Below are 16,006 nucleotides of genomic sequence, written 5' to 3'. Positions count from 1 at the left end.
CGGTGCGCAACACGCCTGACCGTGCCCCTCCCAAGGGATGGCAATTACTGTTTGTTCTTGGCGAACTCGCCGGATTCTTTCTTCACGATGTCCTGGATCACGTCGTCATACGCCGAGAACCAGTCAGTCTGGGGCACCCACTTGGCGCCATCCCACATGTCGATGCGCGTCTTGCCTCCGCCGCCATGGTCCTTGGCGGTCACCGTTACGGGGGCGATCAGGGCTTCGGCATCAAAGTTTTTCAGGCTTTCCATACCGCGCTTCATTTTGTCAGGCGTGATGGGCCAGCCATTTTGTTTGATGGCCAGGCGAGCGCCCTCGAAAACGCTGGCATAGATGGCCAGACCGGTGTTGTAGTAAATATCGCTGAGATGCTTGCGGTCACCGCTGCCCTTGCCTTTCTCATACAGGTCCTTGATGATTTGCTGGATCAGCGGGTGGCTCTGTCCACCCACCACGTTGGTGCCGCGCTTGAGGCCTTTTGCGTTTTCCAGACCGATGTTGGCGAGGTCAACTTCGTTGAGCCAGTTGACGGAAAGGTATTTGTCCATCGAAATGCCGTTGCGCTTCATCTCGCGCGCTGCGACAACATGCATGCTGGCCAGATTCCAACTGATCACCCAATCGGGGTTGATACGGCGGATCTGAGTCCAGGCTGCGGATTGGTCATTGCCCGGCATCGGGTTGGGAATGAGTTGCAAATCAAAACCTTCCTTGGCCGCGAGCGTCTTCAGCACGCCGATCGGCTCCTGCCCGAACGGATAGTCGGGGTAGATGAATGCGATCTTCACGCCCTTGAGGTTGCCGTTGGCCTTGGTTTTGATGTAGTGAATATTGTTGGCCATTTGGCCCCAATAGGTTGGCCCAATGGGGAAAATCCACTTGAACACATCACCATCGACCGCATCGCCACGGCCTACGAAAGATTGCACCATCACATTGCCATCCGCCATGGCGCGAGGCAGAACGGCGCGGGAAACCGGCGTGGACAGGAAATCGAAGGCAATGGCGCCTTCGCGTTTCATCTTTTCGTAGCACTCGATGCCGCGCTGCGGCTCGTTGCCATGGTCTTGAACCAGGATCTCGATGGGGTGGCCTTCGATGCCGCCTTTCTGGTTCAATATCTTGGCATAGTCGTTCACCGCCTGGGTAATTTGCGGCGTGACAAAGCCGTAGGACTTGCTCAGGTCATAACAAAGCGCGAATTTGATGGGCTGGGCTTGCGCCTGTGCAGACTGCAGACCGGCAAGCGCCAATCCCAGACCTGCCACGATAGAAAGTAACTTGGATCTCATGTCTGTTCTCCTAAGAATCGTACGGGTTAAAAGAAGTCCGATGGGCACGCCGTACAGTACGCCCCAAGACTGAACGCGAAACCGGATATCGACGTAGACAGGGTTTTACCCTCGGTCAGGTCAGCCAGCGCTTGCGCCGGCGATAGTGCTTGATGTCATGGAAATTGTGGCCTTCAGCGCCTCCGAGGTAAAACTCCTGGATGTCCGGATTTTTCTTCATGGCTTCTGCGCTGTCATGCATCACCACGCGGCCGTTCTCGATCATGTAGCCATGCGAGACCACGTCCAGAGCGGCAATGGCGTTTTGCTCCACCAGCAGAACGGACAGACCTTCTTCCTTGTTGATGCGCCGGACAATGTCGAAAATCTCGGCCACGAGAAAGGGCGCCAGTCCCAGGCTGGGCTCATCGAGCATCAACAGCTTGGGCTGCGTCATCAGGGCGCGACCGATGGCCAGCATCTGCTGCTCGCCGCCTGACAGGTAGCCGGACTGCGCGGTACGCCGCTGGTGCAAGCGCGGGAAGTAGGTGTAAACCATGTCTTTGTTTCGCAGCATGTCCTGGCGGCTACCGCGAACGGCGGAGGCCGCGATCAGGTTCTCGTCAGGCGTCATGTGTTCAAACACGCGCCGCCCTTCCAGCACATGAACGATACCGAGTTTGACGCGCTCCTGAGGCGCCAGCGCATCGATGTTATGTCCCATGAAACGTACCTCACCGCGGGTTACCAGGCCCCGCTCGGGGCGTAGCAAACCGCTGATCGACTTCAGCGTTGTGCTTTTGCCGGCGCCGTTGGCCCCCAGCAGCGCCACCATACCGCCTTGGGGCACATCAATCGACACGCCCTTGATGGCGAGCGACACATGGTCGTAGATGACCTCGACGTTGTTCAGCGACAGCACCGGTGCAGGGCTCGCTGCGGGGTTGTGCATCAGCGTCGGGGTGGAAGTCAAGTTGTCAGTCGCGTGCATGATGTCATCTTTACTTTCGGGCGTAGCCGAAGGGCCAGACCAGCAGATAGTTGCGCAGGTTCGTGTACATCTTGCCCAGACCCATCGGCTCAACCAGCAGGAACACAATGATCAAGGCACCATAAACCGCATGCGGGATGTGGGCCAGCGTTTCAACGCCGAGCGAGGCACCTGCGAGCTGCGCCAGCCAGCCGATCAGACTGTTCATCAGGCCGGGCATCAACAGAATGAAGGCGGCCCCAAAATAGCTGCCGATGATGCTGCCCAACCCGCCGACAATCACCATGGCCAGCAACTCGATGGATACATTGACGGCAAACTGCTCCGGTGTGGCCGCCCGGTAGAAGGTGAAAATCAGGATGGCGCCGCTGACGCCGCCAATGAAGGACGAGGTCGCGAAAGCCACCAGCTTGTAATACAGGCTGTGCACGCCGATGACTGCCGCGGCGAAGTCCTTTTCACGCACGGCGACGAGCGCGCGGCCCAGCGCGCTGCGGCGCAGATTGAGCATGAAGACCGTCACGAGCAGGCACCAGCCCAGCGCCACGTAATAGAGGCCGGTTTCCGACGTGACGGCCTGACCGAGCAGGCGCATCGCTGGTGCTTGCAGCGTGGCCTGGGAGCCACCGCTGATGGCCGGAACATGGGAGATCACCCAGTCCATCACGAACTGCAAGGCCAGCGTGCTGAGCGCCAGATACAGGCCCTTCACGCGCAGCGCCGCGAAAGCGAAAACGATGCCGATGACCGCGGCCATCACGCCGCCGAGCACCACCGCGATCTCCCAGGGAATGCCGTTGCGCGCGCCATGCACCGCCGTGTAGGCGCCGATGCCCATGATGGCGGCGTAGCCGAAGTGGAACTGACCGGCCCAGCCCAGGATCAGGTTCAAGCCGAGCACAGCCGCAGTCCACACCAGCCAGGGCAGCAGGTGGGTGCTGAGGACGAGCGAGCTCATGGTGAGTGGCGCGGTGATTGCAAAGGCCAGCAGCAAGCCGATCATCCAGCGATCAGCAGGCAGCGGAAAAAGTGCCCGCGCGTCCGCGTAACTGGTGTGAAAAATTCCTGATTGACGAAATAGCATGACCTTCAGATCCTTTCAATGTCGTGGCGCCCGAACAGACCGTGGGGCCGAATCAGGATGGTCAGAATCAGCGTCGCGGCAACCACCAGGTCGCGGCTGCCACCACCCACCAATGGGTCGAGATAGCCTGACGCAACACCTTCAAGAAGGCCCAGCAGCAAGCCGGCCAGAATGGCACCGCCAATGCTGTCAAGACCGCCCAGAACGGCGACGGTCAGGCCCTTGAGCAATAGCAGCGCCAGCCCCTGATTGACCCCTTGAACCGAGCCCCACAACACGCCGGCCGTTGTGGCCAGAACCGAGGACATGGCCCAGGAAAAAGCCACCCCGCGCTCAACCGATATGCCGATTGACCAGGATGCGATGTAGTCATCGGAGATGGCGCGCAGGACAATGCCCCTGCGCGTGCGAAAGAAGAAAAAGAAGATTGCAAACAGTGCCGCGGCAACCATGGCCCCCACCACGTAGGAGCGATTGAGCAGCAGCGGTCCCAGGAACAGCGGTTCGTCGCTGATGCCGATGGACATCGGACGGCTTGAGCCGCCCCAGATGGCCATGGTTGTCGCGCGTATGAAGATGTCCAGTCCCAGCGTCATCATCAGAATCATGATGATGGGACGGCCCGCCAGCCGGCGCAACGCCACCCGCTCGATGCCCATGCCTATAAAGAACATCGTCCCCATGGCCAGTGGAATGGCCGTCCACATGGGCAGGCCGAGGCCATTGGCGATGGCCAGCACCACATAGGCACCGAGCATGGTCATCGCACCTTGCGCCAGGTTGGGCACGGAGGACGACTTGTAGATGAGCACGATGCCCAGGGCCACCAATGAGTACATCAACCCCGACAGTGCGCCATTGATGGCCAACTCGGCAAACAGTGAAAAGTCCATGATTTAAATCTCCTGCACCGAGAGTTGGCGCTCGATGGTGCCGACCTCACCGGATTCGTACGTGATCTGCGCCTTCATCGTGACCGTCTTCTGGCCGCCGTAGATCGCATCAATGATGGGTGCATAACGCTCTTCCACCACGTTGCGGCGCAACTTGCGGGTCCGTGTGACCTCCCCATCATCGGGGTCGAACTCCTTGTGCAGCGACACGAAGTGATGCAGTTTCAGTCCGTCTGGCAGGATGCTGTTGACGCGTTTGACCGCTGCCGTGACCAGTGCGATCACCTCGGGGTTTTGCGACAGGTCGGCATAGGACATGTAGGAAATGCCCCGTACTTCGGCCCAGTGACCGACCGGTTCCTTGTCGATGCAGATGATGGCCGCCAGCGTGTCGCGACCGCTCCCGAGCACCGCCACATCCTTGATGTACGGGCTGAACTTGAGGCGGTTTTCGATGTAGTTCGGGATGTAGCGTTCGCCTTTGGCGGTATGCACCACCTCCGACAAACGTCCGAGCACCACCATATGCCCGTCAGGCTCGACATAACCGGCATCACCCGTGCGCAGCCAGCCATCCTCCAGTGCTTCCCGGGTGGCATTTTCAAGTTTGTAGTAACCGGAAAACACACTCCCGGATCGAACCATGATCTCGCCGTTGTCGCCGATTTTGACCTCAACCCCCGGCAATGGCCTGCCGACCGTGTGCAGGCGTACTTCTTCGGTGTCCTGCAAGGCATTGAAAGCGCTGCTTTCGGTTTGACCATAGAACTGTCGCAGTTTCACGCCCAGCGCGCGGTAAAACACGAAAGTATCCTCTCCAATGGCCTCGCCGCCGGTGAAGGCATTGCGCAGGCGGGTCAGCCCCAACTGGTCCTTGATCGGCCCGAAGATCAGCCACTCGCCCAGCTGCCGCATCAATCGCTCTTTCAGGTGGGGCGGTTTTCCCTCGAGTTTGCGTCGTTCAGCGGCCAGCGCGGAGTTCATGAAAACATCGTAAAACCATTTTTTGAGCGGCGTCGAATCCTCCATGCGCACCTGGATGGTGGTCAGCATGTTGTCCCAGCTTCGGGGTGCCGCCAGATAGAAAGTGGGCGCGACCTCGCGCAGGTCATGCAGCACCGTTTCCTGCCGCTCGGGAATGTTGATGGTGAAGTGCAGCGCAACACCGGCGCCGACCGTGATCGCAAAGTCACCCACCCAGGCCATGGGCAGATAGGCGAGGATGTCCTCGCCAAAGGTGAAGGCGCCACCGCGATGGGCGTTGCCAACCCCGGCGAGCAAATTCCTGTGGCTCAGCACCACGCCCTTCGGTTTGCCCGTGGTTCCCGACGAGTGCACGAACACGGCTGGTCCTTCGGGCCGTGCCCGTTCGATCAAGGTATTTCGCAGTTTCGGTTCGGCACGCAGGCGATCCGCACCAATGGCCTGCAACTTTTCCCACGACACCAGCCCGGGATTCGGATAGCTGGCCAAGCCGCGTGGTTCGTCGTAGATGATGCTGGTGATCGTCGCGCCCCGATCACCCAGATCGAGCACCTTGTCGACCTGTTCCTGATCTTCGGCCAGGACAAAGCGGACATTCGCCTCATGCATGAAGTGATGGATTTCGTCATGCGTGGCGTCGGGGTAGACCGGCATCGCGTAGCCGCCCAACATGCCAGCCGCGAGCATGCCCATGTAAAGCCGGGGCCGGTTGTCGCCCAGCACCAGCAAGGCATCCTCGGCGCCAAACCCGAGACTTTCCATGCCGGCCGCGCAGGCGAGCGTGGCATCCAGCATTTGCGACCAGGTGGTCTCCTGCCATATTCCCAGGTTTTTTTCGCGCATGGCCACGCGATGGCCCAGCAACTCGGCGTTGCGGGCCAGGATGCGGATGAGGGTGGTGTCGGTGCCCAGGTCCCAGGTTGTGGTGCTACCGCCCTTGGCGATGTCAATGTCAGTGCGTTGCATGCGCACCTCCCAGGTAGGCCTTGATCACGCGCTCATCCGTCATCACCTCGGCAGGAATTCCGGTTCCTATGGTTTCACCATAGCTGAGCACCATCATGCGATCACAGATGCCGGTGATCACGTCCATGTGGTGCTCGATCAGCAGCACGGTGACATGGCGCTCGTCGCGCGCATCGAGAATAAAGCGCGCCATGTATTCCTTTTCCTCCTGGTTCATGCCGGCCATGGGTTCGTCAAGAACCAGGAAGCTGGGCTCGGCCACCAGCGCGCGCGCCAGTTCGACGCGTTTTTTCAGCCCGATCGGAATGCTGTCCACCAGTTCGTCACGCACGCTCTGAAGCTGCAGGAAATCGATGATTTCCTCGACCTTGAGGCGGTGCGCCATCTCGTCCTTGCGACCCAGCCACCAATACAGGGCGGTTTTTGCCACGCCGGGCTTCATGTGGATGTGGCGGCCCAGCAGGATGTTGTCAAGCACGCTCATGCCGTTGAAGAGCGCCAGGTTCTGGAAGGTGCGCGCCACGCCCAGGGCGGCGACCTTGTGGGGCGCCATGCCGGTGATGTCGCGGCCATTGAGCCATATGCTGCCGACCTGGGGTGGGAAGAAGCCGGTGATGGCGTTGGTCATGGTCGTCTTGCCGCTGCCGTTGGGCCCGACCAGGCCAAAGATCTCCCCGCGCTCGATGCGCAGATTGACCCCGGTCAACGCGACCAGACCGCCGAACCGCCGCTCCAGCCCCCGGCATTCAAGGACGGGTGCTGGTGCCTCGTTGCTGGCTTGCATCGGAGCCGACCCCTGCTCTCTGGTACTGCTATTGGTACTGATGGTGTTGATCACTGAAGGTGCCTATGACATTGCACGGTCGACCATCTGCCTGTGCGCAGCTTGCCGACTCGATTTCTGTTCTGCATAAAAGATTTTTATTTTAGAGCCTAACATTAGTTAGGTATCTGGGGGTTTCCCTACTCTCTGACAGGCAGGGTTCATTCCTCAACGTGTTCCACGATGGTTTCCCGCGCGATCATTGCGTCAACGGTGGCGGCGCCGTAGCCGTGTTCAATGAGCAGCTCGCGCGTGTGCTGGCCAAAGCGCGGCGGGGCGCTGTGCGCCCGGCCCGGTGTGCGTGACAGCTTGACCGGGATGCCGATGCCCGCCACGCCCTCCACCTGCACGACCATGTCCCGGTGCAGGGTGTGGGGGTCGGTCAGTACCTGAGGAACGGTCCTGACGGCACCGGCCGGAATGCCGGCTGCCAGCAGTTCTTGGCACAGCCACTCGCCATCCACCTTCAGCAGGTGCTCCTCGAGCAGGGCGCGTAGCGCATCACGGTGCCGAAAACGCTCGGCGTTGGTGGCAAAGCGCGGCTCGTCGGCCATTTCGGGACGGCCGAGGAACTCGCACAGCTTTTTCCACTGTCCGTTGTTGCCGATCCCCAGGAAGACCTCGCAGGTCTGGGTGGCAAACTTGTCGTAGGGCACGATGTTGGAGTGCGCATTGCCGCTGAGCTTGGGTGTCTGGCCCGACTGCAGCCAGTTGGCGCTTTGCGGGTGCAGCAGCGACACGGCTGTGTCGTAGAGCGTGGCCTCGACGAACTGCCCGCGCCCGGAGCGCTGCCGCTCGATCACCGCCAGCAGCACGCCGATCACGGCCGACAGGCCGGTGGCGATGTCCACCACCGGGACCCCGACCCGCAGCGCTCCGGTGTCCGGCGTGCCGTTGACGCTCATCAGGCCGCCCAGTGCCTGTGCCACCGCGTCGTAGCCCGGTGCGCCGCCGAGCGGTCCATCGGCGCCAAAGCCGCTGACCCGGCAGTGGATCAAGCGCGGGAAGCGTTCGCGCAGCGTCTGCTCATAGCCGATGCCCCAGCGCTCCAGCGTGCCGATCTTGAAGTTCTCGATCAGCACGTCGGCGTCTTCCAGCAGCTTGAGCACGATCTCGCGACCCTCGGGCTTCGACAAGTCGATCACGATATCGCGCTTGTTGCGGTTCAGCCCGTTGTAGTAGGCCGCCGTGCCGTCGTCGGCAAAGGGTGGGCCCCAGGCGCGGGTTTCGTCGCCGGCGGGCGGCTCGACCTTGATGACCTGCGCGCCGTGGTCGGCCAGGATCTGGCCGCTGTAGGGCCCGCCGAGCACGCGCGACAGGTCGATCACCTTCAGGCCGGCCAGGGCGCCGAAGGCGGGCAGGGGAGCATTGGTACTCATGGCGGCTGTCAGTACGAGCGCGGCAGGCCCATCACGTGCTCGGCAATGTGGTTGAGCACCATTTCACGGTTCAGCGGCGCGGTGCGCAGCAGGCGCACCAGGCCGTACAGATCGTACATGCCGTATTCCTTGGTGAAACCGTTGCCGCCGAAGCACTGGATCGCGCTGTCGACGGCGTGAATGCCGGCCTCGGCGGCGGCGTACTTGGCCATGTTGGCAAATTCGCCGGCGGGCAGGCCCTGGTCGAAAGCCCAAGCGGCCTTGAGCGCCATCAGCGAAGCCATCTCGATCTCGCTGCGCGCCATCGCCAGCGGGTGCTGCACGCCCTGGTAGGCGCCGATGGGGGTATTGTTGAACACCTTGCGGTCGTTGGCGTAGGCCACGGCCTTCTTCAGTGCGAAGCGGCCGACGCCGGTGCACAGGCCCGACAGGATGATGCGCTCGGGGTTGAGGGTGTCGAACAGGATGTTGAAGCCCTTGCCGACCTCACCCAGCACGTCGGCTTCGGTCAGCGCCACGTCGTCAAAGAACACCTGCCACTGCGTCTCGGGCACCGGGAACGCAATCGGAATCAGCGTCTTGCTGATGCCCTTCTTCTTCATGTCGACCATGAAGATGGTGAAGCCGTCGGTCTTCTTCTTCACGTCGGCGCGCGCCGTGGTGCGGGTGACGACCATGGCGTAGTCGGCGCAATTGGCATCGGTGATGAAGACCTTCTGGCCGTTGAGCTTGAAGCCGCCCTTGCCGTCGGACTTGGCGATGCTGGTGATCTCGATCGAGTTCGAGCCGGCGTTGGGTTCGGTGATGGCGAAGCAGAACTTGATCTCGCCGGTGCAGCCGCCCGGCAGAAAGCGGCGCTTCATGTCCTCGCTGGCATGCTTGGCCAGCAGGCCCATGGTCATGGTGGGGCCGACCACCAGATTCAGCAGCGGAATGCCGTTGTTGGAAAGTCCTTCCATGAACAGCAGCATCTCGGTCATGCCCTGGCCGGCACCGCCATAGGCCTCGGGCACCATGATGCCGAGAAAGCCATCGTCGGTGATCTGTTTGTACAGTTCGGTCGGGCGCTCGTTCTTCTCGGCGTAGCCTCTCCAGTAGTTGTGGTCGAACTGCTTCGAGATACGGTCGCCGTACTCGTAGATCATCCGTTGTTCCTGGGTCAGGTTGAAATCCATGGGGACTCCTTTCTTAATTTACAGTTGGGCGGAAGGGAACTTGGGCGCGCGCTTCTCGCGTACCGAGGCCACGCCTTCCTTGGCGTCCTCACCCAGGAAGCACAGCATCTCCATCGCCAGTGAACTCTCGAAAATCGGGCGCGCCAGGTTCATCCAGCCGTTCAGGGAGCGCTTGGTGAAGCGGATCGCCTGCTGGCTGCCATTGGCCAGCTTGTTGGCCACGGCCATCGCCTTGTCCATCAGCTCGGCGCGCGGCACGCACAGGCTGACCAGGCCGATGCGCTCGGCTTCCTTGCCGGTTACGAAATCGGCTGTCAGCAGGTAGTACTTGGCCTTGGCCATGCCGCACAGCAGCGGCCACAGGATCGCGGCGTGGTCGCCGGCGGCGACACCGATCTTGACGTGGCCGTCGGTGACCTTGGCCTCCTCGGCCATGATGCTGATGTCGGCCAGGAAGGCCACCGCCAGACCGGCACCCACGGCCACGCCATTGATGGCCGAGATGATGGGCTTGTCGCAGGCCATCATGTTGTAGACCACGTCCGCAGCCTCGGTCATGGTGTTGGCGATTTCCTTGGGGTTGCCGACCATGTTGCCTACCCAATCCAGGTCGCCACCAGCCGAGAAGGCCTGGTCGCCGGCACCGGTGATGACCGCCACCTTGGTTTTTGGATCGTCATTGACGACGCCCCAGACCTTGGTCAGTTCCCAATGCAGGCGGGCATTGGTGGCGTTCATCACCTCGGGGCGGTTGATGGTGATCAACAGCACGCCATTGGGCTTGTTTTCGAACTTGAGGAATTGAAAGTCAGCGTAGTTCATCTTGAGGCTCCTTGAAAAAAATGGGAAAGTTGGGAAAAAGGGGAGAAGAAAGATCAGTGAATGTCAGCGCAGCTCGGCGCGGCCGTTGTTCAGCACGACGATGTCGCGTTCGACGGCGCGGGCGCGGAACGACACGACCTTGCCATCCACCCAGATCTCGGTGCGTATCGTTTCGCCGGGATAAACCGGTGACGAAAAGCGCACATCCAGCGACTGCAGGGCGCTCGGGTCGCCGCCGCACACGCTTTGGGTGAGGGCCCAACCGGCAATGCCATAGGTGGCCAGGCCGTGCAGGATGGGCCGCTCGAAGCCGGCCGCGCGCGCCACTGCCGGCTCCGCATGCAGCGGGTTGTAGTCGCCCGAGAGCCGGTAGATCAGCGCGGCGCGTGGCTGTGTGGCGAAATCGGTGCTGTGGTCGGCCGCGCGCGCGGGCAGCTCGTGCACGGCTTTGACGGGGCCGGCCGGGCCACCAAAGCCGCCGTCGGCGCGGCAGAAGGTGGTCGAGCTCAGCGTCGCCAGTAGCGCGCCGCTGGCGGCGTCAGTCACCGCGCGCTCGGTGTAAATCAGCGAGCCCTTGCCAGGCCCCTTGTCGATGATCTGGCTCACCCGCGTGCGCCCGATCACCTCGCCCTCGGGTGGCACCGGCCGGTGCAGGCGCAGGCCCTGTTCGCCATGCACCAGCCGCACCCAGTCAACGCCGGTGGCCGGGTCCTTGAGCCACATGCCCGGGTAGCCCAGCACCACCGGCAGCGTGGGCAGCGCCAGCAGGTCCTTTTCATAGACAAAGCGCAGCTCGGTCTCGTTGGTCGGGTCGCTGCCCAGGCCGATGCCCAGCGCATACAGCATGGTGTCGCGTTGCGTGTAGCGATGGCGCACGTCCTCGAACGGCCATGCCATCAGGTGCTCGTAGTTGATCGCCATGATGCTAGGCGCCGCACTTCGCCGGGTCGCCCCAAGAAGGGCAAGTCCCCCCCGGGGGGCAGTGCAGCGGCAAAGCCGCAAACGTCGGGGCGCGCATCTCAGACCGGGTCCCAGGAGAACACGATGTTCGAGCTCTCCAGTGGATAGAAGTTCTGCTTCATCGCGGGCAGCACGCGCTCGGCGATGGTCTCGGGTGTCCAGCCTTCGCTGGTGTGCATGCCGCGGATCGGGCGCGACTGGCTCATGAGGAAGATCTCGTTGCCGCGCACGGCGAAGATCTGGGCCGTGACGTCGGCCGCGGCATCGCTGGCCAGAAAGGTGGCCATGGGCGCAATCTGCTCGGTGCCGAGTTTTTTCAGTTTTTCCACGCGGGCCTGCTGCTCGGGCGTGTCGGTGGGGATGGCGCCTATCATGCGGCTCCAGGCAAAAGGCGAGATGCAGTTGGAGCGCACGTTGTAGCGCTGCATGTCGCCGGCGATGTGGCGCGACATGGCCACGATGCCCAGCTTGGCGGCGGCATAGTTGGCCTGGCCCAGGTTGCCGATCAGGCCCGAGGTCGAGGTCATGTGCACGTAGGCGCCCGATTTTTGCGTCTTGAAGTGCGGGGCGGCCGCGCGCGAGGTGAAGAAGCTGCCGTTGAGGTGCACGTCGATCACGGCGCTCCACTCCTCGGGTGACATGTTGAAGAACAGGCGGTCGCGCAGGATACCGGCGTTGTTGACCACAATGTCGATGCGCCCGAAGGTGTCGGCCGCGCACTCGATGATGCGGTTGGCCGTGGGCCAGGTCGAGACGCTGTCGGTGCTGAGCACGGCCTGGCCGCCAGCAGCCTTGATCTCGTTGACCACTTGCTGGCCGGGGCTGGCGTCGCTGCCTTCGCCGCCGACCGAGGCGCCGATGTCGTTGACCACCACCTTGGCGCCCTGCGCCGCCATCATCAATGCGATGTCGCGGCCGATGCCCCGGCCCGCGCCGGTGACCACGGCCACCTTGTCTTGCAGCATGATGCCTTTGTTCATGAAATGACTCCTGGTTGTTGATGTAGATAAGTCAGACGGTGGCGGCCGTGCGGCGCTCATGACGGCAGCTTCAGCACGCTGGCGGCCAGGATGTTGCGCTGCACTTCGTTGCTGCCGCCGTAGATGGTGGCCGGGCGCGCGTTGTAGAAGGTGGTGAGGGCATCGACCGCGCCACCCGGTAGGTCAATGGAGCCGGGCGTGCCGCCGCTCGAGCCCATGACATCCACCAGCAGGTCGGCCAGGCGCGAATAGGTTTCGGTGGCGAAGAGCTTGAGCATGGAGACATCGGGGCCCAGGGTTTCGCCGCGCTTGACCTGCTCGATGAAGCGGCCGTAGAGCGCGCCCAGGTCGGCCACGTCCAGTGCCAGTTTGATGTATCGGTCCACGAAGCCGGTGTCCTCGAACAGGCCGAGGCGCTGCGCGGCTTCCTGCACCCGCGCCAGCGCGTACTGGCTTTGCTTGGGGCTGCCCAGGAAGATGCGCTCGAAGCCGAGCAGCGCCTTGGCGATGGTCCAGCCCTTGTTCAACTCACCCACGATGCTGCTGCGCGGCACGCGCACGTTCTCCAGGAAAACCTCGCAGAAATCTTCGGCGCCCGCGATGTTGCGGATGGGGCGCACCGTGATGCCTGGCGTTTTCATGTCGGCCAGCAGGAAGCTGATGCCCTCCTGCTTCTTGGCTGATTTGTCGGTACGCACCAGCAGGAAGATGTGGGTGGCGTCCTGCGCCAGCGTGGTCCAGGTCTTTTGCCCGTTGACGATGAAGTCGTCGCCATCGGCCACGGCTTCGGTGCGCAGGCTGGCCAGGTCGGAGCCCGAATTGGGTTCCGAGTAACCCTGGCACCAGATGTGCTCGCCAGCGATGATCTTGGGCAGATAAGAGCTGCGCTGCGCCTCGTCACCGTGGTTGATCAGCAGCGGGCCGACCATGGTGATGCCCATGTCGGGCGCGCGCGCCACGCCCCAGCGCTCCTGCTCTTCAATGAAGATGATGAGCTTCTCGGGACTCAGGCCCATGCCGCCGTATTGCGTGGGCCAGCTCGGCGCAACCCAGCCTTTTTTCGAGAGCGTCAGGTACCAGTGCCCGATTTCGGACCAGCGCAGCCGCCGTTTGGGGTAACGCAGTTCGCCCGGATACCGGGTTTCGAAAAATTCGCGCACGGTGGCGCGGAAGCTGTCGTTGTCCAGCGCATTCCAGTCGGTGCTGGTGGTGGATGAGATGGTGTTCATGCGTGTTCCTGCGCGGTGGTGTTGCGGGTGAGGCTGGCGTAGCGGCGGCGTTGCTGGGTGCCGTTGCCCAGCCAGGCAGCCAGCACCAGGGCGCGCTGCAGGTACAGGCCCAGGTCGTACTCGTCGGTCACGCCGATGGCGCCGTGCAGTTGCACGGCTTCGCGCGCCACCTGCAAGCCGGCGTCCGATGCGCGCGACTTGACGCGGCTGGCCAGGGCCGAGCGCGCGCTGGCGTCGCCGTCCGGGGCGTCGAGCAGGGCCAGGGCCTGGGTCACGATGCTGGCGGTCAGTTCCTGCTGGATCAGCAGGTCGACGGCGCGGTGCTGCAGCGACTGGAAAGTGCCAATCGGCTTGCCGAACTGGATGCGCGTGCGCAGGTAGTCCTGCGTCATGGCCAGCATGCTGCGCACCAGGGCCAGCAGTTCGACGCTGGTCATGATCAGGGTTTCGTCGTAGGCACGGGTTAGGGCGGCCACGGCCGTGGGCCCTTCGGCCAGCAGGTGGTTGGCGGGCAGGCGAACCTTGTTGAGGTCGAGCTGGGCGGCATAGCTGCCGTCGGCCAGCGGCTGGCTGCTCACGGCGAGGCCGGCCGCATCGGCAGGCACCCACACCAGGGCCAGGCCTTGGGGACCGGTGGCGCTGACGATATAGCCGTCGGCGCCGGCGCCGGGGCGCACATGGCGCTTGTTGCCATTTAACAGCAGGGCGTCGGCCTGGCGCTCCAGCCGGGTGGTCGCCTGGCCTGGCCGGTCTTTGGCGCCGGTGACGTCTTCCTGCCAGGCCACGGCGGGCAGGGTGCGGCCTTCGGCCATTTCGGTGAGCAGGCGGGTGGCGGTTTCGGTGCTGCCCGCATGGGCCAGCAGGCGGCCCGCGAAGACCAGCACCGGTACCACCGGCTCGGGCGCGACCTGCGTGGCGAGCGCGGCGACCACCTCGGCCATTTCGGCGAAGCCTTGCTCGTAGCCGCCCATGGCTTCGGGTACCAGCAGCCCGGTCCAGCCTTGCTCGGCCAGGGCGCCCCAGAAGCGGCGTTCGAAGCCCGGCGTCTGCCGGCGCAGGGCGCGGGCGCGAGTCAGTGGAGATTCCTTGGTGGCGAAACTCAGCGCGCTCTCGCGCAGCATGTTCAGTTGTTCATTCAGTTGTTCAGCGTGTTCGCTGTCGGGAGTGGTGGTCATGATGGGGTGGGTGGTGTCATGGGTTAAAAGAGGGTATTGACGAGGGCATTGCTGGCCTTGGCAGAAAGAAAATCGGTCGTGGGCTCGTGAATGTCAATAGGATTTGGGCAGGCCCAGCACCTTCTCGGCGATGAAGCACAGGATGAGTTGCGGGCTGATCGGCGCAACGCGCGGGATCATCATTTCGCGCAGGTAGCGTTCGACGTGGTACTCCTTCGCGTAGCCATAACCGCCGAGCGTGGCCATGGCGCGCTGGCAGGCGTTGAAACCGGCCTCGGCCGCCATGTACTTGGCGGCATTGGCATCGGCGCCGCAGGGCAGGCCATTGTCGTATTTCCAGGCCGCGCGCATCGCCATCATCTCGGCGGCCTCAAGCTCCATCCATGATTGCGCCAGCGGATGCTGGATCGACTGGTTCTGCCCGATGGGCCGGTCAAAGACCACGCGTTCACCGGCGTACTTGACGGCCACTTCCAGCGCCTTGCGGCCCAGGCCGACCGCTTCGCCGGCGATCAGCACCCGTTCGGGGTTCATGCCATGCAGGATGTATTCGAAGCCGCGCCCCTCTTCACCAATGCGGTCTTCCAGCGGCACCCGCAGCCCGTCGATGAAGACCTGGTTCGAATCCACCGCCTTGCGCCCCATCTTGTCGATTTCACGCACCTCGACAAAACGGCGGTCCAGGTCGGTGTAGAACAGGCTCAGGCCGAAGGTCGGTTTCTTGCAGTCCTCGATCGGCGTGGTGCGCGCCAGAATGAGCATCTTCTCGGCCACCTGGGCGGTCGAGATCCAGACCTTCTGGCCGGACAGCACATAGTGGTCGCCTGCCCGTTCGGCTCGGGTTTTCAGACGGGTCGTGTTCAGCCCGGTGTTGGGCTCGGTGACGGCGAAGCAGGCTTTTTCCTTGCCCTGGATCAGCGGCGGCAGCATGCGGCGTTTCTGCGCCTCGTTGCCGAACACGGCCACCGGCTGCAGGCCGAAAATGTTCATGTGCACCGCCGATGCGCCCGACAGCCCGGCGCCCGACTGCGAGATGGCCTGCATCATCACGGTGGCTTCACTGATGCCCAGCCCGCCGCCGCCATATTCCTGCGGCAGGCAAATGCCGAGCCAGCCGCCATCGGCCAGGGCGCGGTGCAGCTCGTGCGGAAAGCCGCCAACCCTGTCGCGTTCGAGCCAGTAGCCGTCGTCGAAGCGGGCGCAGATTTTACCGATGGCCTCGCGGATGGATTCGTGCTCTGGGTTGGGTGTGAAATCCATGGGGATGCTCG

General features: G+C 62.9%; 14 protein-coding genes. All 14 read right to left on the bottom strand.

Translation table 11 applies throughout. The features are described 5' to 3' along the window. Positions 1-44 precede the first annotated feature (44 nt). The 14 genes from B7G53_RS09530 to B7G53_RS09465 all read right to left on the bottom strand — a co-directional run bounded on the left by B7G53_RS09530 (position 45) and on the right by B7G53_RS09465 (position 15,995). Positions 45-1,295 (bottom strand): ABC transporter substrate-binding protein, encoded by a 1,251-nt coding sequence (locus B7G53_RS09530; RefSeq protein ID WP_096666961.1) that lies wholly within the window; start codon positions 1,293-1,295, stop codon positions 45-47. Between the two features lie 115 nt (positions 1,296-1,410). Next, the gene (locus B7G53_RS09525) at positions 1,411-2,226 is read right to left on the bottom strand and encodes an ABC transporter ATP-binding protein (RefSeq protein WP_096667028.1); all 816 of its coding nucleotides are present in this window, start codon (positions 2,224-2,226) and stop codon (positions 1,411-1,413) included. Positions 2,227-2,275: 49 nt separating this feature from the next. Next, positions 2,276-3,349 carry a branched-chain amino acid ABC transporter permease gene (locus B7G53_RS09520; protein WP_096666959.1) on the bottom strand — a complete coding sequence of 358 codons (1,074 nt, stop codon included), beginning with the start codon at positions 3,347-3,349 and terminating at the stop codon, positions 2,276-2,278. A gap of 5 nt (positions 3,350-3,354) precedes the next feature. Beyond that, on the bottom strand, positions 3,355-4,242 hold the full coding sequence (locus tag B7G53_RS09515; protein ID WP_096666957.1) for a branched-chain amino acid ABC transporter permease: 888 nt from the start codon (positions 4,240-4,242) through the stop codon (positions 3,355-3,357). 3 nt (positions 4,243-4,245) lie between these two features. Continuing rightward, positions 4,246-6,192, bottom strand: coding sequence for an AMP-dependent synthetase/ligase (locus B7G53_RS09510; protein ID WP_096666955.1), 1,947 nt, complete (start codon positions 6,190-6,192; stop codon positions 4,246-4,248). Continuing rightward, the gene (locus tag B7G53_RS09505) at positions 6,179-6,976 is read right to left on the bottom strand and encodes an ABC transporter ATP-binding protein (protein ID WP_096666953.1); all 798 of its coding nucleotides are present in this window, start codon (positions 6,974-6,976) and stop codon (positions 6,179-6,181) included. The genes B7G53_RS09510 and B7G53_RS09505 overlap by 14 nt, the downstream gene beginning before the upstream one ends. A 200-nt stretch (positions 6,977-7,176) precedes the next feature. Beyond that, positions 7,177-8,394, bottom strand: a complete 1,218-nt coding sequence (locus B7G53_RS09500) for a CaiB/BaiF CoA transferase family protein (RefSeq protein WP_096666951.1) — start codon at positions 8,392-8,394, stop codon at positions 7,177-7,179. 8 nt (positions 8,395-8,402) lie between these two features. Further along, the gene (locus B7G53_RS09495) at positions 8,403-9,569 is read right to left on the bottom strand and encodes an acyl-CoA dehydrogenase family protein (RefSeq protein ID WP_096666949.1); all 1,167 of its coding nucleotides are present in this window, start codon (positions 9,567-9,569) and stop codon (positions 8,403-8,405) included. A gap of 18 nt (positions 9,570-9,587) precedes the next feature. Continuing rightward, a complete protein-coding gene (locus tag B7G53_RS09490) occupies positions 9,588-10,391 on the bottom strand; it encodes an enoyl-CoA hydratase/isomerase family protein (RefSeq protein ID WP_096666947.1) in 804 nt (267 codons plus the stop codon). Positions 10,392-10,454: 63 nt separating this feature from the next. Continuing rightward, positions 10,455-11,312 (bottom strand): MaoC/PaaZ C-terminal domain-containing protein, encoded by an 858-nt coding sequence (locus B7G53_RS09485; protein WP_096666945.1) that lies wholly within the window; start codon positions 11,310-11,312, stop codon positions 10,455-10,457. A gap of 98 nt (positions 11,313-11,410) precedes the next feature. Continuing rightward, on the bottom strand, positions 11,411-12,331 hold the full coding sequence (locus B7G53_RS09480; RefSeq protein ID WP_096666943.1) for an SDR family oxidoreductase: 921 nt from the start codon (positions 12,329-12,331) through the stop codon (positions 11,411-11,413). A 56-nt stretch (positions 12,332-12,387) separates the two neighbouring features. After that, positions 12,388-13,560 (bottom strand): acyl-CoA dehydrogenase family protein, encoded by a 1,173-nt coding sequence (locus tag B7G53_RS09475; RefSeq protein WP_096666941.1) that lies wholly within the window; start codon positions 13,558-13,560, stop codon positions 12,388-12,390. After that, on the bottom strand, positions 13,557-14,735 hold the full coding sequence (locus tag B7G53_RS09470; protein ID WP_096666939.1) for an acyl-CoA dehydrogenase family protein: 1,179 nt from the start codon (positions 14,733-14,735) through the stop codon (positions 13,557-13,559). Before B7G53_RS09470 ends, B7G53_RS09475 begins: the two co-directional genes overlap by 4 nt. A 93-nt stretch (positions 14,736-14,828) precedes the next feature. Beyond that, entirely contained in the window at positions 14,829-15,995 is a 1,167-nt protein-coding gene (locus tag B7G53_RS09465) for an acyl-CoA dehydrogenase family protein (RefSeq protein ID WP_096666937.1), read from the bottom strand. Between the last annotated feature and the right edge of the window lie 11 nt (positions 15,996-16,006).

The sequence above is a fragment of the Polaromonas sp. AET17H-212 genome, assembly GCF_002379085.1.
GTDB lineage: Bacteria > Pseudomonadota > Gammaproteobacteria > Burkholderiales > Burkholderiaceae_C > Polaromonas.
Note: the sequence above shows the minus strand (reverse complement) of the source record. Positions and strands in the feature narration are given on the sequence as shown.

Coding starts and splice junctions, on each gene's coding strand:
- B7G53_RS09530 (WP_096666961.1), bottom strand. CDS start 1,295: ATGAGATCCAAGTTACTTTCTATCGTGGCAGGTCTGGGATTGGCGCTT.
- B7G53_RS09525 (WP_096667028.1), bottom strand. CDS start 2,226: ATGCACAACCCCGCAGCGAGCCCTGCACCGGTGCTGTCGCTGAACAAC.
- B7G53_RS09520 (WP_096666959.1), bottom strand. CDS start 3,349: ATGCTATTTCGTCAATCAGGAATTTTTCACACCAGTTACGCGGACGCG.
- B7G53_RS09515 (WP_096666957.1), bottom strand. CDS start 4,242: ATGGACTTTTCACTGTTTGCCGAGTTGGCCATCAATGGCGCACTGTCG.
- B7G53_RS09510 (WP_096666955.1), bottom strand. CDS start 6,192: ATGCAACGCACTGACATTGACATCGCCAAGGGCGGTAGCACCACAACC.
- B7G53_RS09505 (WP_096666953.1), bottom strand. CDS start 6,976: ATGCAAGCCAGCAACGAGGCACCAGCACCCGTCCTTGAATGCCGGGGG.
- B7G53_RS09500 (WP_096666951.1), bottom strand. CDS start 8,394: ATGAGTACCAATGCTCCCCTGCCCGCCTTCGGCGCCCTGGCCGGCCTG.
- B7G53_RS09495 (WP_096666949.1), bottom strand. CDS start 9,569: ATGGATTTCAACCTGACCCAGGAACAACGGATGATCTACGAGTACGGC.
- B7G53_RS09490 (WP_096666947.1), bottom strand. CDS start 10,391: ATGAACTACGCTGACTTTCAATTCCTCAAGTTCGAAAACAAGCCCAAT.
- B7G53_RS09485 (WP_096666945.1), bottom strand. CDS start 11,312: ATGGCGATCAACTACGAGCACCTGATGGCATGGCCGTTCGAGGACGTG.
- B7G53_RS09480 (WP_096666943.1), bottom strand. CDS start 12,331: ATGAACAAAGGCATCATGCTGCAAGACAAGGTGGCCGTGGTCACCGGC.
- B7G53_RS09475 (WP_096666941.1), bottom strand. CDS start 13,560: ATGAACACCATCTCATCCACCACCAGCACCGACTGGAATGCGCTGGAC.
- B7G53_RS09470 (WP_096666939.1), bottom strand. CDS start 14,735: ATGACCACCACTCCCGACAGCGAACACGCTGAACAACTGAATGAACAA.
- B7G53_RS09465 (WP_096666937.1), bottom strand. CDS start 15,995: ATGGATTTCACACCCAACCCAGAGCACGAATCCATCCGCGAGGCCATC.